This window comes from Pseudomonas sp. NFACC05-1 (genome assembly GCF_900100135.1).
Taxonomy (GTDB): Bacteria; Pseudomonadota; Gammaproteobacteria; order Pseudomonadales; family Pseudomonadaceae; genus Aquipseudomonas; species Aquipseudomonas fluorescens_Q.
The window spans coordinates 22,345-42,444 of record NZ_FMTR01000010.1 but is presented as its reverse complement, the minus strand read 5'-3'; the positions used below and the strand labels follow the sequence as shown (position 1 = coordinate 42,444).

The window sequence follows — 20,100 nt, the reverse complement described above, 5'->3', positions numbered from 1 at the left end:
CCGCGAGAAGCCCGAGGGCGGCCCCGAGCGCGGCGGCCCCTTCGGGCGCTTCAAAGATTGTTCGACGGCCTAGCCGACTGACCTGCGGATTTGAGTGACAAACCCATGCCAAAACGTACAGACATAAAAAGCATCCTGATTCTCGGCGCTGGCCCGATCGTGATCGGCCAGGCCTGCGAATTCGACTACTCCGGCGCCCAGGCCTGTAAAGCCCTGCGCGAAGAGGGTTACCGCGTCATCCTGGTGAACTCCAACCCGGCCACCATCATGACCGACCCGGCCATGGCCGACGCCACCTACATCGAACCGATCAAGTGGCAGACCGTTGCCAAGATCATCGAGAAGGAACGCCCGGACGCGCTGCTGCCGACCATGGGTGGCCAGACCGCGTTGAACTGCGCCCTGGACCTGGAGCGCGAAGGCGTCCTGGAGAAGTTCGGTGTGGAAATGATCGGCGCCAACGCCGACACCATCGACAAGGCCGAAGACCGTTCGCGCTTCGACAAGGCGATGAAATCCATCGGCCTGGACTGCCCACGCTCGGGCATCGCCCACAGCATGGAAGAGGCCAACGCCGTCCTGGAACGCCTTGGCTTCCCGTGCATCATCCGTCCGTCCTTCACCATGGGCGGCACTGGTGGCGGCATCGCCTACAACCGTGAAGAGTTCGAAGAAATCTGCGCTCGTGGTCTCGACTTGTCGCCGACCAAGGAACTGCTGATCGACGAATCCCTGATCGGTTGGAAAGAATATGAAATGGAAGTTGTCCGCGACAAAAAGGACAACTGCATCATCGTCTGCTCCATCGAAAACTTCGACCCGATGGGCGTGCACACTGGTGACTCGATCACCGTCGCACCAGCCCAGACCCTGACCGACAAGGAATACCAGATCCTGCGTAACGCCTCCCTGGCGGTACTGCGCGAGATCGGCGTGGAAACCGGCGGCTCCAATGTCCAGTTCGGCATCTGCCCGAACACCGGTCGCATGGTGGTCATCGAGATGAACCCGCGGGTATCCCGTTCGTCGGCCCTCGCTTCCAAGGCCACCGGTTTCCCGATTGCCAAGGTAGCTGCCAAGCTGGCCGTGGGCTACACCCTGGACGAGCTGTCGAACGACATCACCGGCGGCAAGACCCCGGCATCCTTCGAACCGTCCATCGACTACGTCGTCACCAAGCTGCCACGCTTCGCCTTCGAGAAGTTCGCCAAGGCCGATGCCCGCCTGACGACTCAAATGAAGTCGGTCGGTGAAGTCATGGCCATCGGCCGGACCTTCCAGGAATCCTTGCAGAAAGCCCTTCGCGGCCTGGAAGTGGGCGTCTGCGGTCTTGATCCGAAGCTGGACCTGGCTGATCCGGAAAGCATGAGCGTGCTCAAGCGCGAGCTGACCGTGCCGGGCGCCGAGCGTATCTGGTACGTGGCCGATGCCTTCCGTGCCGGCATGACCGTCGAGCAGATCTTCGGCATGAACATGATCGACCCTTGGTTCCTGGTACAGATCGAAGATCTGATCAAGGAAGAAGAGAAGGTCAAGACCCTGGGCATGTCCAGCATCGACCGCGACACCATGTTCCGCCTCAAGCGCAAAGGCTTCTCCGACATGCGCCTGGCCAAGCTGCTGGGTGTGACCGAGAAGAGCTTGCGCGCACATCGCCACAAGCTGGAAGTGTTCCCGGTCTACAAGCGCGTCGACACCTGCGCGGCCGAGTTCGCCACTGACACCGCCTACCTGTACTCCACGTACGAAGAAGAGTGCGAAGCCGCGCCATCGACCCGCGACAAGATCATGATCCTGGGTGGCGGTCCTAACCGGATCGGCCAGGGCATCGAGTTCGACTACTGCTGCGTACACGCGGCATTGGCCCTGCGCGACGACGGTTACGAGACCATCATGGTCAACTGCAACCCGGAAACCGTGTCCACCGACTACGACACCTCCGATCGCCTGTACTTCGAGCCAGTGACCCTGGAAGACGTGCTGGAAATCGTCCGCGTCGAGAAGCCAAAAGGCGTGATCGTCCAGTACGGCGGCCAGACCCCGTTGAAACTGGCCCGTGCCCTGGAAGCCGCCGGCGTGCCGATCATCGGTACCAGCCCGGATGCGATCGACCGCGCCGAAGACCGTGAGCGCTTCCAGCAGATGGTCGAGCGCCTGAACCTGCGCCAGCCGCCAAACGCCACCGTGCGCAGCGAAGACGAAGCGATTCGTGCCGCGGCCAAGATCGGTTACCCGCTGGTGGTGCGTCCGTCCTATGTGCTGGGCGGCCGTGCGATGGAAATCGTCTATCAGGAAGACGAGCTCAAGCGCTACCTGCGTGAAGCGGTCCAGGTGTCCAACGACAGCCCGGTGCTGCTGGACCACTTCCTCAACTGCGCCATCGAAATGGACGTGGACGCGGTCAGCGACGGCAAGGATGTGGTAATTGGCGCGATCATGCAGCACATCGAGCAGGCCGGTGTTCACTCCGGTGACTCCGCTTGCTCGCTGCCGCCTTACTCGCTGCCGGCGCACATCCAGGACGAGATGCGCGAGCAGGTCAAGAAAATGGCCCTGGAGCTGGGCGTTGTCGGTCTGATGAACGTGCAACTGGCCCTGCAGGGCGAAGACATCTACGTCATCGAAGTCAACCCGCGCGCTTCCCGGACCGTGCCATTCGTCTCCAAGTGCATCGGTGTTTCCCTGGCGATGATCGCTGCACGGGTCATGGCCGGCAAAACCCTGAAGGAACTGAATTTCACCAAGGAAATCATTCCGAACTTCTACAGCGTGAAAGAGGCGGTGTTCCCGTTCGCCAAGTTCCCTGGCGTCGACCCGATCCTCGGCCCTGAGATGAAGTCCACCGGTGAAGTGATGGGCGTGGGCGATACCTTCGGTGAAGCCTTTGCCAAGGCCCAGATGGGCGCGAGCGAAGTGTTGCCGACTGGCGGCACGGCGTTCATCAGCGTGCGTGATGACGACAAGCCACTGGTTGCAGGCGTAGCCCGTGATCTGATCAACTTGGGCTTCGAAGTGGTCGCCACTGCCGGTACTGCCAGGCTGATCGAAGCGGCAGGCCTGAAAGTGCGCCGCGTGAACAAGGTGACCGAGGGGCGTCCGCACGTGGTCGACATGATCAAGAATGACGAAGTCACGCTGATCATCAACACCACCGAAGGTCGCCAGTCGATCGCCGATTCCTACTCCATTCGTCGCAATGCGCTGCAGCACAAGATCTACTGCACCACGACCATTGCTGCGGGCGAAGCGATCTGCGAAGCGCTCAAGTTCGGTCCCGAGAAGACCGTGCGTCGCTTGCAGGATCTACATGCAGGATTGAAGGCATGAGCATAACCAAGTACCCGATGACAGTTCAGGGCGCGAAGGCCCTGGAAGAAGAACACGCTTTCCTGACCAAGGTCGAGCGCCCGCGCTTGAGCCAGGCTATTGGTGAAGCGCGTGAGCTGGGCGATCTCAAGGAAAACGCCGAATACCACGCTGCCCGAGAGGAGCAGGGGATGGTCGAGGCGCGTGTCCGTGATATCGAAGGTCGCATGCAGAATGCGGTGATCATCGATGTCACGACGATTCCGCACACTGGCAAGGTGATCTTTGGCACTACCGTGGAAATCGCCAACGTCGAGACCGATGAAAGCGTCACTTACCAGATCGTTGGTGAGGACGAGGCAGACATCAAGCTCGGCAAGATTTCCGTTGGTTCGCCCATCGCTCGCGCCTTGATTGCCAAGGAAGAGGGCGATGTGGTGGTGGTGAAGACGCCGGGTGGTGTCATCGAGTATGAGATTGTCGAAGTCCGTCACATCTGAACGAAGGCGCCCGCTGCGAGCGGGCGCCATGATCTGGCAGCTCACCCAGATGCTGTGGGTGGGCGGCGTCTGGTTGTTGCATGTCGGTTTGCTGCCGGTGCTGGGTCGAGTCGGCCTGGCACCGCTGCTCATCGATGAAATCGCAGGCATGCTGACGGCGCTGCTGGTGGGTTTCTCCGCGGCGTGCGTAATATTTCAGGCTTTGGTGCTGGTTCAGGCCGAGGGCCTTGCCAGTCTATGGCGCGACATTCGTGGGCAATTGTTGCTCATGTCGTTGTACGCGTGCGGGATGTTCTTCGCGGTGCGTCTCGGCTGGCCGGATGCGAGCCAGTGGCAGGCATTCAGTTACCTGGTGCTGGGTTTTTCCGGGTTGGTGCTGGTGTTGCAGCCGGTTCCCGGGTGGAGTGGCAGGGTGTGCGAGGCACACCCTTGACCCTTTGGCATCACTTGAAGCGGTGAACGTTCGACAGTTGCTTGTTGACGCTGAAATTCTTGCGATAAATCAGCGCCATCTTGCCGATGACCTGCACCAGGTCGGCCTTGCCGGTCTTGCACAGTTCGGCAACGGCAGCCAGGCGGGCTTCGCGGTCGAGGATGTTGAGCTTGATCTTGATCAGCTCGTGATCGCTCAAGGCGCGCTCCAGTTCGGCGAGTACACCTTCAGTCAAACCGTTGTCAGCCACAGTCAAAACCGGTTTCAGATGGTGGCCAATGGATTTGTATTGTTTCTTCTGCTCTTGAGTGAGCGGCATAATCTGACCCCTGCGTCTGATCTTGTAAAAAGCGGCGGCCAGTTTACCCGAGCAAGTCCGGGACCGCCCACTTAATCACGACCCGTTTTATTTTTAGAGGTGGCCCGTGGCCCGTTCCAAGACTAGCCAGAACTGGCTCAGAGAGCATTTCAACGATCCGTACGTCAAAATGGCGCAAAAAGACGGCTATCGCTCTCGCGCCAGCTATAAATTGCTGGAGATCCAGGAAAAGGATCGCCTGATCCGTCCAGGCATGACCGTGATCGATCTCGGCGCGGCACCGGGCGGTTGGTCCCAGGTGACCAGTCGTCTGATTGGCGGTCAGGGCCGCTTGATCGCTTCCGATATCCTGGAAATGGACAGCATCCCTGATGTGACCTTTATCCAGGGCGATTTCACGGAAGACGCCGTGTTGGCGAAAATCCTGGAAGCCGTCGGAAATACGCAGGTTGACCTTGTGATTTCCGATATGGCCCCCAATATGAGTGGATTGGCGGCTGTCGACATGCCTCGTGCAATGTTCCTCAGCGAGCTGGCCCTGGATCTTGCCGGGCGGGTTTTGCGTCCAGGTGGTGATTTTTTGATCAAGGTCTTCCAGGGTGAAGGCTTCGACGAATACCACAAGGGCATCCGCAAATTGTTCGACAAGGTGCAGATGCGCAAGCCATTGTCATCCCGTGACCGTTCTCGCGAACAGTATCTGCTGGCGCGGGGCTTTCGTGGTGTTGAAGGTGCGGCCAGTGATGAGCGTCTTTGATAGAAGGCGATAGTTTTTTTTGTCTCGCGTTGAAAAAGCCGTGTAACGAAAATTACCCGGCCAAAGTTTCACAAAGGGTTACAGACGGCGCCTGCCAGAGTCGTAGGTAATGTAGTAAGTTAGGCCGGTGAATATCATGCGAAGCGCGCGCCAGTAGCGGAGCTTGCTTCAGAGGGTAGTTAATTGAACGATATGGCAAAGAATCTGATCCTGTGGTTGATCATCGCCGCTGTCCTGGTGACCGTGATGAACAACTTCTCCAGCCCTAACGAGCCGCAGACCCTCAACTATTCCGACTTCATCCAGCAGGTCAAGGATGGCAAGGTCGAGCGCGTAGCCGTTGATGGCTATGTGATTACCGGTAAGCGCACCGATGGCGACAGCTTCAAGACCATTCGTCCGGCAATCCAGGACAATGGCTTGATCGGCGACCTGGTGGACAACCATGTCGTGGTCGAAGGCAAGCAGCCTGAGCAGCAAAGCATCTGGACCCAGCTCCTGGTCGCCAGCTTCCCGATCCTGGTGATCATCGCCGTGTTCATGTTCTTCATGCGCCAGATGCAGGGCGGCGGAGGAGGCAAGGGCGGGCCGATGAGCTTTGGCAAGAGCAAGGCCCGGCTGCTTTCCGAAGACCAGGTGAAAACCACCCTGGCCGACGTCGCGGGTTGCGATGAAGCCAAGGAAGAAGTCGGCGAGCTGGTCGAGTTCCTGCGTGATCCGGGCAAGTTCCAACGCCTGGGCGGTCGTATCCCGCGCGGCGTACTGATGGTGGGCCCACCGGGTACGGGTAAAACCTTGCTGGCCAAGGCGATCGCCGGTGAAGCCAAGGTGCCGTTCTTCACGATTTCCGGTTCCGACTTCGTCGAAATGTTCGTCGGCGTGGGCGCCAGTCGTGTTCGCGACATGTTCGAACAGGCCAAAAAACACGCGCCGTGCATCATCTTCATCGACGAGATCGACGCCGTGGGTCGCCATCGTGGCGCCGGCATGGGTGGCGGTCACGATGAGCGTGAACAGACCCTCAACCAGTTGCTGGTCGAGATGGACGGTTTCGAAATGAACGACGGCATCATCGTGATTGCCGCCACCAACCGTCCTGACGTGCTCGACCCTGCGCTGTTGCGTCCAGGTCGCTTCGACCGCCAGGTCGTGGTGGGGCTGCCGGACATTCGTGGTCGCGAGCAGATCCTCAAGGTCCATATGCGCAAGGTGCCAATGGGTGACGACGTCGCTCCTGCAGTCATCGCGCGTGGTACGCCGGGCTTTTCCGGTGCCGACCTGGCGAACCTGGTCAACGAAGCGTCGCTGTTCGCCGCTCGTACCGGCAAGCGCGTCGTGGAAATGAAGGAATTCGAACTGGCCAAGGACAAGATCATGATGGGCGCTGAGCGCAAATCCATGGTCATGTCGGAGAAAGAAAAGCAGAACACCGCGTATCACGAGGCGGGTCACGCGATCGTCGGTCGTGTCGTGCCCGAGCACGATCCGGTCTACAAGGTCTCGATCATCCCGCGCGGTCGCGCCCTGGGCGTGACCATGTTCCTGCCGGAAGAGGATCGCTACAGCCTGTCCAAGCGTGCATTGATCAGTCAGATCTGTTCGTTGTACGGCGGTCGTATCGCCGAAGAGATGACGTTGGGCTTCGATGGCGTGACCACCGGGGCATCCAACGACATCATGCGCGCGAGTCAGATCGCTCGGAACATGGTTACCAAGTGGGGCCTGTCCGAGAAACTGGGGCCGCTGATGTATGCCGAAGAAGAAGGGGAAGTGTTCCTCGGTCGTGGTGGCAGTGGCCAGCATGCTAGCTTCTCTGGCGAAACGGCCAAGCTGATCGATTCCGAAGTGCGCAGCATCATCGACCAGTGCTACGGCACAGCCCGGCAGATTCTCACGGACAACCGTGACAAGCTCGATGCCATGGCCGATGCGCTGATGAAGTACGAAACCATCGATGCCGAGCAGATCGACGACATCATGGCGGGTCGCGTACCTCGCGAGCCTCGTGACTGGTCGGGTGGTACTGGCACCTCCGGTACACCTCCGGCAGTACAGGGTGAGCGTCCGGAAACACCGATTGGCGGTCCGGCCGCTGATGTCTAAGGCTTGAAATGACTTCTGTTCAGTCCTCGACCCGGTTGCCTTGCGGCAACCGGGTTCTTGATTTGGCCCATGCGCATGTCATGGGTATTCTCAATGTCACGCCTGATTCCTTTTCCGATGGTGGTCGATTCAGCCAGCTCGATGCTGCGCTGCGACATGCCGAGGCCATGGTGGCTGAGGGCGCAACGCTGATCGATGTGGGTGGTGAATCGACCCGGCCGGGCGCACGTGCGGTCTCGCCTACTGAAGAGCTGGAGCGAGTGGCGCCGATTGTCGAGCGCATCCATCGCGAACTTGATGTCATTATCTCGGTCGATACGTCCACGCCTGCGGTCATGCGTGAGACTGCGCGGCTGGGGGCGGGCCTGATCAATGATGTTCGGTCCTTGCGGCGCGATGGTGCCCTGGACGCGGCGGCGGCCACCGGATTGCCGGTGTGCCTGATGCATATGCTTGGCGAGCCGGGGACCATGCAGAATGACCCGCACTATGATGATGTGACCAGGGAGGTAGGTGAGTTCCTGGTGGAGCGTCTGGATCGGTGCGCCGCCGCGGGCATTCCCGCCGAGCGGATCATTCTTGACCCCGGGTTCGGCTTTGCCAAGACCCTGGCTCACAACCTGAGCTTGTTCAAGCATATGGAAGCCTTGCATTCCCTGGGGCGGCCCCTGTTGGTTGGGGTCTCGCGAAAGAGCATGATAGGCAATGCCTTGGGCCGCCCGGTGGGTGAGCGCCTATATGGCGGTCTCGCCCTTGCGGCCTTGGCCCTTGCCAAAGGTGCACGCATATTGCGCGTGCATGATGTAGCCGAAACGATGGATGTCGTGCGGATGATCGCAGCTGTGGATTCAGCCGAATAAGAATGACGGAGCACTTATGAGCAAGAAATACTTTGGCACCGACGGTATTCGTGGTCGGGTCGGCGAATACCCTATTACCCCTGATTTCATGCTCAAGCTCGGCTGGGCGGCCGGCATGGCATTTCGCAAAATGGGCGCGTGCAAGGTGCTGGTCGGCAAGGACACGCGAATTTCCGGCTACATGTTCGAATCGGCACTCGAGGCCGGCCTGACATCGGCGGGCGCCGATGTGATGCTGCTTGGCCCGATGCCGACGCCAGCCATTGCCTACCTGACGCGTACGTTCCAGGCCCAGGCAGGCATCGTGATCAGCGCCTCGCACAACCCTCATGATGACAACGGCATCAAGTTCTTCTCCGGCCAGGGTACCAAGCTGCCGGATGATATCGAGCTGATGATCGAAGAGCTGCTGGACACGCCGATGACTGTGGTTGAGTCGAGCAAAATCGGCAAAGTGTCGCGGATCAACGATGCGTCGGGTCGCTACATCGAGTTCTGCAAAGGCAGTGTGCCGACCGGTACCAGTTTTTCCGGCCTGAAAATCGTCGTCGATTGCGCCCATGGGGCAACCTATAAAGTTGCGCCGAGCGTCTTTCGCGAGTTGGGCGCCGAGGTGGTGGTGCTTTCCGCCCAGCCTAATGGCCTGAACATCAATCATAACTGTGGCTCCACCCATACCGAGGCGTTGCAGGCTGCGGTACTGGCTGAGCAGGCCGATCTCGGGATCGCCTTCGATGGCGACGGTGATAGGGTCCTGATGGTCGATCACACCGGCACGGTTGTCGATGGTGACGAGCTGCTGTTCATCATCGCCCGTGACCTGCATGGACGCGGCAAGCTGCAGGGCGGCGTTGTCGGTACGTTGATGAGCAACCTCGGGCTTGAACTGGCCCTGGCGGACCTGGATATCCCGTTCGTGCGGGCTAACGTGGGTGACCGCTACGTGATCTCGGAGCTGCTGGAGCGTAACTGGGTGATCGGGGGTGAGAACTCCGGCCACATCGTATGCTTCGACCATACCACCACGGGCGATGCGATCATTGCAGCCTTGCAGGTGCTGATGGCGCTCAAGGCGCGTAACGAAGGGCTCGCACAGTCGCGCCAGGCATTGCGCAAATGCCCGCAAGTGTTGATCAACGTGCGTTTCGGTGGCGGTGTGAATCCTCTCGAGCATGCGAAGGTCAAGCAGGCCAGTGAGCATGTGACGCAGGCGATGGCGGGGCGTGGGCGCGTGTTGTTGCGCAAGTCCGGCACAGAGCCTTTGGTGCGCGTCATGGTCGAAGGAGAGGATGAAGCGCAAGTTCGCGGTTATGCCGAAGAGCTGGCAAAACTGGTTACTGAAGTTTCTGCCTGAATTCGGCTTGCCAGTCATGAATCGGTTGGGTAACATCTGCGCCCACTTTGACCGACGAGGTACAGCATGCGTCGCCCTATGGTAGCTGGTAACTGGAAGATGCACGGTACCCGCGCCAGCGTCGCTGAGCTGATCAAGGGCCTTCGTCATCTGGCCTTGCCTAGCGGTGTTGATGTCGCGGTGTTCCCGCCTTGCTTGTATATCAATCAAGTGGTTGATGGCTTGAAAGGTAAGTCGATTTCGGTCGGCGCGCAGAACTCTGCGGTGGAATCCATGCAGGGTGCGTTGACCGGTGAGATTGCGCCGAGTCAGTTGGTGGATGCGGGTTGTTCCCTGGTCCTGATTGGACATTCCGAGCGTCGCCAGATCATGGGCGAGCAGGATAAGGCCCTGATTCGCAAATTTTCTGCGGCCCAGGCCTGTGGTCTGATCCCGGTGCTGTGTGTAGGGGAAACCCGGGAGCAGCGCGAGGCCGGAAAGACTCTTGAAGTTGTCGGGCGTCAGCTGGGTGGCATCATCGAAGAGCTGGGTGTCGATGCTTTTGCAAAGGCAGTCATTGCCTACGAGCCGGTATGGGCCATTGGTACCGGGCTGACGGCTTCGCCGCAACAGGCGCAGGATGTGCACGCCGCCATCCGCGCGCAGTTGGCGGCAGAGAATTCTGAAGTGGCACGAGGTGTGCGGCTTCTATACGGCGGCAGCGTGAAGGCGGCCAATGCGGCCGAACTGTTCGGCATGCCGGATATCGATGGGGGGCTCATTGGTGGAGCGTCCCTGAATGCAGATGAGTTCGGTGCGATCTGTCGCGCCGCGGGAAACTGAAAAAATGCTGGAAACAGTCGTAGTCGTTTTTCATCTGCTGGGTGCACTGGGTGTAGTTGCCCTCGTATTGCTGCAGCAGGGTAAAGGTGCGGATGCTGGTGCGTCTTTCGGTGCAGGTGCTTCAAATACTGTGTTCGGAAGCCAAGGTTCCTCTACCTTTCTTAGTAAGTTTACTGCTATACTTGCCGCCGGTTTCTTCATGACCAGCTTAGGGTTAGGTTACTTTGCTAAAGAGAAAGCTCATGAGCTGACTCAAGTAGGTTTGCCAAACCCAGCGGTACTGGAAGCGCCTAAGCAACAACCGGCTTCTGATGATGTCCCGGTGCTTCAAGAGCAAAAGTCGGCCAACCCGGCGACTGACGTACCTCCAGCTCAAGAGCAGAAGTAAGAAGGTTTCAAACGCTGTATTGCCGAGGTGGTGGAATTGGTAGACACGCAACCTTGAGGTGGTTGTGCCCATAGGGTGTAGGGGTTCGAGTCCCCTTCTCGGTACCAATTATCAGGAGAGCCCGCGATTGCGGGCTTTCTTGTAGGTGGAAGGGTTACATTGACCCTGTAAAGGATCGGTCGTATACTTCCGCCCCAGCTTTGTCGCGGGATGGAGCAGTCTGGTAGCTCGTCGGGCTCATAACCCGAAGGTCGTCGGTTCAAATCCGGCTCCCGCAACCAGTTTCAGGGGCCCCTTCCAAGGGGCTTTTTGTTAGCTGGACACTTTATAACGCCGCTGTTCGACGGCGTTTCAGGGATGGGCGATTCGCCCATTTTTTTTTATTTGCACAGCATGCACAAACATGCACGAGGGGGTTCAGGTGTCGAGCAAGCTAGAACAGTTGCAGGCCTTGTTGGCCCCGGTGGTCGTGGCCCTTGGCTATGAATGCTGGGGTATTGAGTTCTCGGCTCAAGGTCGCCACTCACTGTTGCGCGTTTATATCGATAAGGAAGGCGGCGTGTTGGTGGATGATTGCGCCATCGTCAGCCGTCAGATCAGCGGTGTACTGGATGTTGAAGATCCAATCACCTCCGAATACACCCTTGAAGTTTCCTCGCCTGGCATGGAGCGCCCCCTGTTCACACTTGAACAGTTCGCTTCGTTTGCCGGTGAACAAGTGAAGATCAAGCTGCGCTCGCCTTTCGAAGGTCGACGCAACTTCCAAGGCCTTCTGCGCGGTGTAGAAGAGCAGGACGTCGTGGTGCAGGTAGATGACCATGAGTTCCTGTTGCCGATCGATATGATCGACAAGGCCAACATTATTCCCAGTTTTGACTGATACGTGCCAGATACTGCGGATCCCGCGGATCCAATGGCTTGCGAAAGGCGAGGCGTACGATGAGCAAAGAAGTACTGCTGGTTGTTGAGTCGGTATCCAATGAAAAGGGCGTACCGGCTAACGTTATTTTTGAAGCGCTGGAGCTGGCTCTGGCCACTGCTACCAAGAAGCGGTTTGAAGACGAAGTTGATTTGCGTGTGGAAATCAATCGCCACACCGGTGCCTACGAGACTTTCCGTCGCTGGACGGTGGTCGAGGAAGCCGACCTGGATGATCCGGCTATCGAAACCTGGCCGAGCAAGGTTGCAGAAACGCATCCGGGCGCCAAGGTCGGTGATGTAGTAGAAGAAAAAATCGAGTCCATCGAGTTCGGTCGCATCGCTGCACAGACTGCCAAGCAGGTTATTGTGCAGAAAGTTCGCGAAGCCGAGCGCGCGCAAGTCGTCGACGCTTATCGCGAGCGCCTGGGGGAAATCATCTCCGGCACCGTGAAAAAAGTGACCCGCGACAACGTGATCGTCGACCTGGGCAACAACGCCGAAGCGTTGCTGGCTCGCGAAGACATCATCTCTCGCGAAACTTTCCGGGTTGGCGTGCGTTTGCGTGCGCTGCTCAAGGAAATCCGCACCGAGAACCGCGGCCCACAGTTGATCCTGTCGCGTACCGCGCCGGAAATGCTGATCGAGTTGTTCCGCATCGAAGTGCCGGAAATTGCCGAAGGCCTGATCGAAGTCATGGCCGCCTCCCGTGATCCGGGTTCGCGTGCCAAGATCGCGGTCCGCTCCAAGGACAAGCGCATCGACCCGCAAGGTGCCTGCATCGGCATGCGTGGTTCGCGTGTCCAGGCCGTATCCGGCGAGTTGGGCGGCGAGCGTGTGGACATCGTCCTGTGGGACGACAACCCGGCTCAGTTCGTGATCAATGCCATGTCGCCTGCTGAAGTGGCGGCAATTATCGTCGACGAAGATGCCCACGCCATGGACATCGCCGTTGGCGCAGACAATCTGGCTCAGGCCATCGGTCGCGGTGGTCAGAACGTACGTCTGGCCAGCCAGTTGACTGGCTGGACCCTGAACGTGATGACCGAATCGGACATCCAGGCTAAACAGCAAGCTGAAACCGGCGACATCCTGCGCAACTTCATCGAAGAGCTTGAAGTCGATGAAGAGCTGGCGCAGGTGCTGGTGGATGAGGGCTTTACCAGCCTGGAAGAGATTGCCTACGTACCGGTGGAGGAAATGCTCAACATCGACGGCTTTGACGAGGAGATCGTCAACGAGCTTCGCGCTCGGGCCAAGGATCGTTTGTTGACCAAAGCCATCGCTACTGAGGAAAAGCTGGCAGACGCCCATCCGGCCGAAGACCTGCTCTCGCTTGAGGGCATGGACAAGGATTTGGCGATGGAACTGGCGGTGCGCGGCGTAATTACCCGCGAAGACCTGGCCGAGCAGTCTATTGACGATCTGCTCGACATCGACGGCATTGACGATGATCGTGCCGGCAAGTTGATCATGGCCGCCCGAGCCCACTGGTTCGAGTAATTAGGCGCGGCCTGAGGAGAGAAGTGCATGACGCAAGTCACGGTGAAACAACTGGCCGATGAGGTCAAAACACCGGTAGAGCGCCTGTTGCAGCAGATGCGTGAGGCAGGTCTGCCGCACACCGCCGCCGAGGAACATGTGACCGACAGTGAGAAGCAGTCCCTGCTGACTCACCTGAAGAGCAGTCACAAGGCGAAAGTGGAAGAACCGCGCAAGATCACTCTGCAGCGTAAAACCACCAGCACCCTGCGTGTTGCCGGTAGCAAAAGCATCAGCGTTGAAGTACGCAAGAAGAAAGTCTTCGTACAGCGCAGCCCGGAAGAAATCGAAGCCGAGCGCAAACGCGAACAGGAAGAACGTCGCGCAGTAGAAAATGCTGCTCGTCAGAAGGCTGAAGAAGAAGCCAAGCGTCGCGCCGAAGAAGAAGCGCGTCGCCAGCCTGCTGCTGCGCAAGCTGCTCCGGTAGAAGCCGTCGAGGCTGTTGCCCCGGTAGCCGAGCCTGTGCGCGAAGCCGCTCCAGTCGTGGCTGCGGCTCCGGCTCCAGCCGACACTCGCAAGCGCGACGAACAGCGTCGCCCCGACAAGCCACGTGCCGACGACAACCGTCGTGGCAGCGGCGATGGCGAGCGCAAGAACGCGCCTCATCGTGCTTCGGTCAAGGAAAAGGCACCAGCGCCACGCGTTGCGCCACGTACCACCGACGAAGAAAGCGACGGCTTCCGTCGTGGCGGTCGCGGCAAGGCCAAGCTGAAGAAACGCAACGCCCACGGTTTCCAGAGCCCTACCGGCCCTGTCGTGCGTGAAGTGAAGATCGGCGAGACCATCACTGTGGGCGATCTGGCCCAGCAGATGTCGGTCAAGGCTGCTGAAATCATCAAGTTCATGTTCAAGCTGGGTACGCCAGCCACCATCAACCAGGTACTGGACCAGGAAACTGCCCAACTGGTTGCTGAAGAGCTGGGCCACAAAGTGACCCTGGTCAGCGACACCGCCCTGGAAGATTCCCTGGCCGAGTCCCTGAAGTTTGAAGGTGAGGCGGTTTCCCGTGCACCGGTCGTGACCGTCATGGGCCACGTTGACCACGGTAAAACGTCCCTGCTCGACTATATTCGTCGTGCGAAGGTTGCGGCAGGTGAGGCTGGCGGTATTACCCAGCACATCGGCGCCTACCACGTTGAAACCGACCGCGGCATGGTGACGTTCCTCGACACCCCGGGTCACGCCGCGTTTACCGCGATGCGTGCCCGTGGTGCCAAGGCGACCGACATCGTGATCCTGGTGGTTGCAGCGGACGACGGCGTGATGCCGCAAACCATCGAAGCCGTTCAGCATGCCCAGGCAGCTGGCGTGCCGCTGGTGGTTGCAGTGAACAAGATCGACAAGCCGGGCGCCGATCTCGATCGCATCCGCAGCGAACTGTCGGTCCACGGCGTGACCTCCGAAGAGTGGGGTGGCGACACTCCATTCGTTCCGGTCTCGGCGAAGATGGGTACCGGCGTTGACGAACTGCTCGAAGCCGTTCTGTTGCAAGCCGAGGTTCTGGAACTGACCGCTACGCCTTCGGCTCCTGGCCGTGGTGTGGTTGTTGAATCGCGCCTCGACAAGGGCCGTGGTCCGGTTGCGACCGTCTTGGTTCAAGACGGTACCCTGCGCCAAGGCGACATGGTGCTGGTCGGTTCGAACTACGGCCGTGTACGTGCCATGCTCGACGAGAACGGCAAGTCCATCAAGGAAGCCGGCCCGGCTATCCCGGTCGAGATCCTCGGCCTGGACGGCACCCCGGATGCTGGCGACGAGATGAGCGTTGTGGCTGACGAGAAGAAAGCCCGTGAAGTGGCTCTGTTCCGTCAAGGCAAGTTCCGCGAAGTCAAACTGGCTCGCGCTCACGCCGGCAAGCTGGAAAACATCTTCGAGAACATGGGCCAGGAAGAGAAGAAGACGCTCAACATCGTCCTCAAATCCGACGTCCGTGGTTCGCTGGAAGCGTTGAACGGCGCCTTGAACGGCCTGGGTAACGACGAAGTGCAAGTGCGCGTGGTCGGTGGTGGTGTTGGTGGTATCACCGAATCCGACGCCAACCTGGCACTGGCCTCCAACGCTGTACTGTTCGGCTTCAACGTGCGTGCCGATGCTGGTGCTCGCAAGATCGTCGAGCAGGAAGGCCTGGATATGCGTTACTACAACGTGATCTACGACATCATCGAAGACGTCAAGAAAGCCCTGACCGGCATGTTGGGCAGTGATGTTCGCGAGAACATCCTGGGCGTGGCCGAAGTTCGCGACGTGTTCCGTTCGCCGAAGTTTGGCGCGATCGCTGGTTGCATGGTGATCGAGGGTGTCGTTCACCGTAACCGTCCGATCCGTGTACTGCGTGAAGACATCGTGATCTTCGAAGGCGAGCTGGAATCCCTGCGCCGCTTCAAGGATGACGCTTCCGAAGTACGTGCCGGCATGGAATGCGGTATTGGCGTCAAGAGCTACAACGACGTCAAGGTCGGCGACAAGATCGAAGTCTTCGAGAAGGTCCAGGTTGCTCGCAGCCTCTGACTCGCGCACTTCAAGAGCCGCACCGGGCAGCCGCATGAACATGCACTGCCTGGTTGGCGGACTCTAAATGCAACGCCCGGTCTGGCTTTTGCCAGGCCGGGCGTTTGCCGCTTTCAGACCTCGCGGGTTTCACCGTGGGGCAGTAACAGGTAACAAGACATGGCAAAAGAATACAGCCGTACCCAACGAATCGGCGATCAGATGCAGCGCGAGCTGGCCCAGCTGATCCGTCGCGAAGTCAAAGACCCGCGCGTCGGCCTGGTCACCATTACCGCAGTGGAAGTCAGCCGTGACGTTGGTCATGCGAAGATTTTCATCACCGTGATGGGCCAGGACAGCGCCGAAGAAATCGCCCAGAGCATCAAGGTGCTCAACTCGGCCGCCGGCTTCCTGCGTATGCAGCTGGCCCGGGAGATGAAACTGCGCAGCGTCCCACAGTTGCACTTCCACTACGACGAAAGCGTCGTGCGGGGAGCGCATCTGTCGGCGTTGATCGAACGCGCCGTGGCTGAAGACAGTCAGCACCCGGTTGCGGCTGAACCTGAAGACACCAAGGAGTAATTCGGTGGCTCAGGTCAAACGTATCCGTCGTAACGTCAGCGGCATCATCCTGCTCGACAAACCGTTGGGGTTCACGTCCAACGCGGCGTTGCAGAAGGTTCGCTGGCTGCTCAATGCTGAAAAGGCCGGGCACACCGGTAGCCTCGATCCGCTGGCCACCGGCGTGCTGCCGCTGTGCTTTGGCGAGGCGACCAAGTTTTCCCAGTACCTGCTCGATTCCGACAAGGGTTATGAAACCCTGGCGCAACTGGGCAAGACAACCACCACGGCGGATGCCGAAGGTGAGGTTTTGCTTGAGCGCCCGGTGACCGTTGGTCAGGCCGATATCGAAGCGGTGTTGCCGAAATTTCGCGGGCAAATCAGTCAGATACCGCCGATGTACTCGGCTCTGAAGCGTGATGGCCAACCGCTGTATAAACTGGCTCGTGCAGGCGAAGTAGTGGAGCGTGAACCGCGTTCTGTTACTATTGCGCGCTTGGAATTGCTGGCCTTTGACGGTAATACTGTGCGGCTGGCCGTGGATTGCAGCAAGGGCACCTATATCCGGACCCTGGTGGAGGATATTGGTGAACAGCTCGGCTGTGGTGCGTACGTGGCAGAATTGCGACGGACCCAGGCCGGGCCTTTCACGTTGGCCCAGACGGTCACGCTGGAAGAGCTTGAAGCGGTCCATGCCGAAGGCGGCAACGAAGCGGTCGACCGTTTCCTGATGCCATCGGACAGCGGGTTGCTGGATTGGCCGCTGTTGCAGTTCTCGGAACACAGCGCGTTCTACTGGCTCAATGGCCAGCCGGTACGCGCCCCGGATGCGCCGAAGTTCGGCATGGTCCGGGTACAGGATCATAATGGTCGCTTCATCGGTATAGGTGAAGTGAGCGAAGACGGGCGCATTGCGCCGCGTCGACTGATTCGGTCGGAATGACCGGAACCAGCCTGCGTAACAGCAGGTTGGCGAGTGTGGCTGTTAACAGGCACGGTCACTACTCATTTATAGATACAGGGATTTGTCCCTGGCCTGTTGAAGCTGTTTCCTCGGAACAGTTTCCTGACTAAAAGGATTGCCTCATGGCTCTCGACGTTCAAGAAAAAGCTCAAATCGTAGCTGACTACCAGCAAGCTGTTGGTGACACTGGTTCGCCAGAAGTGCAAGTTGCACTGCTGACCGCCAACATCAACAAACTGCAAGGTCACTTCAAGGCCAACGGTAAGGATCACCACTCCCGTCGTGGTCTGATCCGCATGGTAAACCAGCGTCGTAAGCTGCTGGACTACCTGAAAGGCAAGGACGTGAGCCGTTACAGCGCTCTGATCGCTCGCCTGGGTCTGCGTCGCTAATCAGCGATTGCGCTAGAGGTTGGTGGTCTGTCGTACGTCAGTGGGTTTCCCGCTGGCGCATGGCAGGCTCCCAGCCTCAAGTTTTATCTGGATACACGCTTTACCCTGGACAAACGTCGGGCCGATTCCCGTCATTGCCCAAGAATTTCGCAAGAAGACAAGTTCCCCAAGAGCCACAAAGAAGGTAGGACACCGTGAACCCGGTAATCAAAAAATTCCAGTTCGGTCAGTCGACCGTTACCCTCGAGACTGGCCGTATCGCCCGTCAGGCCTCCGGCGCAGTGCTGGTCACCGTTGACGACGACGTCAGCGTATTGGTGACCGTTGTCGGTGCCAAGCAAGCCGATCCAGGCAAGGGCTTCTTCCCTCTGTCTGTTCACTACCAGGAAAAGACTTACGCTGCCGGTAAGATCCCTGGCGGTTTCTTCAAGCGCGAAGGCCGTCCTTCCGAGAAAGAAACCCTGACTTCCCGACTGATCGACCGTCCGATCCGTCCGCTGTTCCCAGAAGGCTTCATGAACGAAGTGCAGGTCGTCTGCACCGTCGTGTCCACCAGCAAGAAAACCGATCCGGACATCGCTGCGATGATCGGTACCTCGGCTGCCCTGGCCATCTCCGGCATTCCTTTCGATGGCCCGATCGGCGCTGCCCGCGTTGCGTTCCACGAAAGCACCGGCTACCTGCTGAACCCGACCTACGAGCAACTGAAAGCCTCGAGCCTGGACATGGTCGTGGCCGGTACTTCCGAAGCCGTGCTGATGGTTGAATCCGAAGCCAAGGAACTGACCGAAGACCAGATGCTGGGCGCCGTACTGTTCGCCCACGACGAGTTCCAGGTGGTGATCAACGCCGTCAAGGAACTGGCCGCCGAAGCCGCCAAGCCAACCTGGACCTGGGCTCCGCAAGCCGAAGCCACCGAGTTGCTGGGCGCGATCCGTGCCGAGTTCGGCGAAGCGATCTCCCAGGCCTACACCATCACCGTCAAGGCCGACCGTTATGCACGCCTGGGCGAGCTGAAAGACCAGGTCGTTGCCAAGCTGTCCGGCGAAGAAGGCCAGCCATCGGCCAGTGACGTCAAAGCCGCTTTCGGTGAAATCGAATACCGCACCGTTCGCGAAAACATCGTCAACGGCAAGCCGCGTATCGACGGTCGCGACACCCGCACCGTACGTCCGCTGAACATCGAAGTCGGCGTTCTGCCAAAGACCCACGGTTCGGCACTGTTCACCCGTGGCGAAACCCAGGCCCTGGTCGTTGCAACACTGGGCACCGCCCGTGACGCGCAACTGCTGGACACCCTGGAAGGCGAAAAGAAAGACCCGTTCATGCTGCACTACAACTTCCCTCCGTTCTCGGTGGGTGAGTGTGGTCGCATGGGTGGCGCCGGTCGTCGCGAAATCGGTCACGGCCGTCTGGCCCGTCGTTCGGTCCAGGCCATGCTGCCTGCCGCTGACGTGTTCCCGTACACCATTCGCGTGGTATCGGAAATCACCGAGTCCAACGGTTCTAGTTCGATGGCTTCGGTCTGCGGCGCTTCCCTGGCCCTGATGGACGCCGGTGTGCCGATGAAGGCACCGGTTGCCGGTATCGCCATGGGTCTGGTCAAAGAGGGCGAGAAATTCGCCGTCCTGACCGACATCCTGGGTGACGAAGACCACCTGGGCGACATGGACTTCAAAGTGGCCGGTACCGCCAAGGGCGTCACCGCACTGCAGATGGACATCAAGATCAAGGGCATCACCGAAGAGATCATGGAAATCGCCCTGGGCCAGGCCCTGGAAGCGCGCCTGAACATCCTCGGTCAGATGAACCAGATCATCGGTCAGTCCCGTACCGAGCTGTCGGAAAACGCTCCGACCATGATCGCGATGAAAATCGACACCGACAAAATCCGTGATGTCATCGGTAAAGGCGGCGCGACTATCCGTGCGATCTGTGAAGAAACCAAGGCTTCGATCGACATCGAAGACGACGGTTCGATCAAGATCTTCGGTGAAACCAAGGAAGCGGCAGAAGCGGCACGCCAGCGCGTCCTGGGCATCACTGCCGAAGCCGAGATCGGCAAGATCTACGTCGGCAAGGTTGAGCGCATCGTCGACTTCGGCGCGTTCGTCAACATCCTGCCGGGCAAGGACGGTCTGGTTCACATCTCCATGCTGAGCGATGCTCGCGTCGAGAAGGTGACCGACATCCTCAAGGAAGGCCAGGAAGTGGAAGTGCTGGTACTGGACGTGGACAACCGCGGCCGTATCAAGCTGTCCATCAAGGACGTCGCAGCAGCCAAGGCATCGGGCGTTTAATCACCCCATCGCCTAACCGCTGAACAAGCAAGCGCCCCGACTGGTTCGGGGCGTTTTGCTGTGTGACGAAAATCCCTGTGTCGCGGGTTGCCTG

At 59.2% G+C, this 20,100-nt stretch carries 17 protein-coding genes and 2 tRNA genes; 18 read left to right on the top strand and 1 reads right to left on the bottom strand.

All coding sequences use genetic code 11. The annotated features are described in order from the left end of the window. Nucleotides 1-105 precede the first annotated feature (105 nt). From carB to BLO97_RS16595, 3 genes are read left to right on the top strand one after another with little or no spacing between them, the layout of a single operon-like run. Nucleotides 106-3,327 (top strand): carbamoyl-phosphate synthase large subunit, encoded by a 3,222-nt coding sequence (carB, locus tag BLO97_RS16605; protein ID WP_063322988.1) that lies wholly within the window; start codon nt 106-108, stop codon nt 3,325-3,327. Nucleotides 3,328-3,329: 2 nt separating this feature from the next. Beyond that, nucleotides 3,330-3,806, top strand: coding sequence for a transcription elongation factor GreA (gene greA, locus BLO97_RS16600; protein ID WP_027911987.1), 477 nt, complete (start codon nt 3,330-3,332; stop codon nt 3,804-3,806). A 28-nt stretch (nt 3,807-3,834) separates the two neighbouring features. Beyond that, complete coding sequence (locus BLO97_RS16595; protein WP_063322987.1) at nt 3,835-4,239, top strand: hypothetical protein; 405 nt, start codon at nt 3,835-3,837, stop codon at nt 4,237-4,239. Between the two features lie 10 nt (nt 4,240-4,249). Here BLO97_RS16595 and BLO97_RS16590 read toward each other — a convergent pair whose 3' ends face one another. Then, entirely contained in the window at nt 4,250-4,558 is a 309-nt protein-coding gene (locus tag BLO97_RS16590) for a YhbY family RNA-binding protein (RefSeq protein ID WP_003197704.1), read from the bottom strand. A 106-nt stretch (nt 4,559-4,664) separates the two neighbouring features. Here BLO97_RS16590 and rlmE point away from each other — a divergent pair, with 106 nt between their 5' ends. The 15 genes from rlmE (at nt 4,665) to pnp (ending at nt 20,006) form a co-directional block, all read left to right on the top strand. After that, nucleotides 4,665-5,315: a 23S rRNA (uridine(2552)-2'-O)-methyltransferase RlmE gene (rlmE, locus tag BLO97_RS16585; RefSeq protein ID WP_060739222.1), complete on the top strand. Its 651-nt coding sequence runs from the start codon at nt 4,665-4,667 to the stop codon at nt 5,313-5,315. 192 nt (nt 5,316-5,507) lie between these two features. After that, the gene (gene ftsH / locus BLO97_RS16580) at nt 5,508-7,418 is read left to right on the top strand and encodes an ATP-dependent zinc metalloprotease FtsH (RefSeq protein WP_072341069.1); all 1,911 of its coding nucleotides are present in this window, start codon (nt 5,508-5,510) and stop codon (nt 7,416-7,418) included. Between the two features lie 8 nt (nt 7,419-7,426). Next, on the top strand, nt 7,427-8,278 hold the full coding sequence (gene folP, locus BLO97_RS16575) for a dihydropteroate synthase (protein WP_063322984.1): 852 nt from the start codon (nt 7,427-7,429) through the stop codon (nt 8,276-8,278). Nucleotides 8,279-8,294: 16 nt separating this feature from the next. Then, nucleotides 8,295-9,632, top strand: a complete 1,338-nt coding sequence (gene glmM / locus BLO97_RS16570) for a phosphoglucosamine mutase (protein ID WP_063322983.1) — start codon at nt 8,295-8,297, stop codon at nt 9,630-9,632. Nucleotides 9,633-9,698: 66 nt separating this feature from the next. After that, nucleotides 9,699-10,454, top strand: coding sequence for a triose-phosphate isomerase (gene tpiA, locus BLO97_RS16565; protein WP_063322982.1), 756 nt, complete (start codon nt 9,699-9,701; stop codon nt 10,452-10,454). 4 nt (nt 10,455-10,458) lie between these two features. Next, on the top strand, nt 10,459-10,842 hold the full coding sequence (gene secG / locus BLO97_RS16560) for a preprotein translocase subunit SecG (protein WP_003197714.1): 384 nt from the start codon (nt 10,459-10,461) through the stop codon (nt 10,840-10,842). A gap of 21 nt (nt 10,843-10,863) precedes the next feature. After that, nucleotides 10,864-10,949 (top strand) — tRNA-Leu (locus BLO97_RS16555). 97 nt (nt 10,950-11,046) lie between these two features. Continuing rightward, nucleotides 11,047-11,123, top strand: a tRNA-Met gene (locus BLO97_RS16550). A gap of 140 nt (nt 11,124-11,263) precedes the next feature. Then, on the top strand, nt 11,264-11,722 hold the full coding sequence (gene rimP, locus BLO97_RS16545; protein WP_013692254.1) for a ribosome maturation factor RimP: 459 nt from the start codon (nt 11,264-11,266) through the stop codon (nt 11,720-11,722). 59 nt (nt 11,723-11,781) lie between these two features. Beyond that, nucleotides 11,782-13,263, top strand: a complete 1,482-nt coding sequence (nusA, locus tag BLO97_RS16540; protein WP_003177868.1) for a transcription termination factor NusA — start codon at nt 11,782-11,784, stop codon at nt 13,261-13,263. 27 nt (nt 13,264-13,290) lie between these two features. Continuing rightward, nucleotides 13,291-15,810, top strand: coding sequence for a translation initiation factor IF-2 (gene infB / locus BLO97_RS16535; RefSeq protein WP_063322981.1), 2,520 nt, complete (start codon nt 13,291-13,293; stop codon nt 15,808-15,810). 159 nt (nt 15,811-15,969) lie between these two features. Continuing rightward, on the top strand, nt 15,970-16,371 hold the full coding sequence (rbfA, locus tag BLO97_RS16530) for a 30S ribosome-binding factor RbfA (RefSeq protein ID WP_003177871.1): 402 nt from the start codon (nt 15,970-15,972) through the stop codon (nt 16,369-16,371). Between the two features lie 4 nt (nt 16,372-16,375). Then, nucleotides 16,376-17,293: a tRNA pseudouridine(55) synthase TruB gene (gene truB, locus BLO97_RS16525; protein ID WP_063322980.1), complete on the top strand. Its 918-nt coding sequence runs from the start codon at nt 16,376-16,378 to the stop codon at nt 17,291-17,293. Between the two features lie 143 nt (nt 17,294-17,436). After that, nucleotides 17,437-17,706, top strand: a complete 270-nt coding sequence (rpsO, locus tag BLO97_RS16520) for a 30S ribosomal protein S15 (protein ID WP_011332409.1) — start codon at nt 17,437-17,439, stop codon at nt 17,704-17,706. A gap of 194 nt (nt 17,707-17,900) precedes the next feature. Next, entirely contained in the window at nt 17,901-20,006 is a 2,106-nt protein-coding gene (pnp, locus tag BLO97_RS16515; RefSeq protein WP_003197725.1) for a polyribonucleotide nucleotidyltransferase, read from the top strand. Nucleotides 20,007-20,100: the final 94 nt, after the last annotated feature.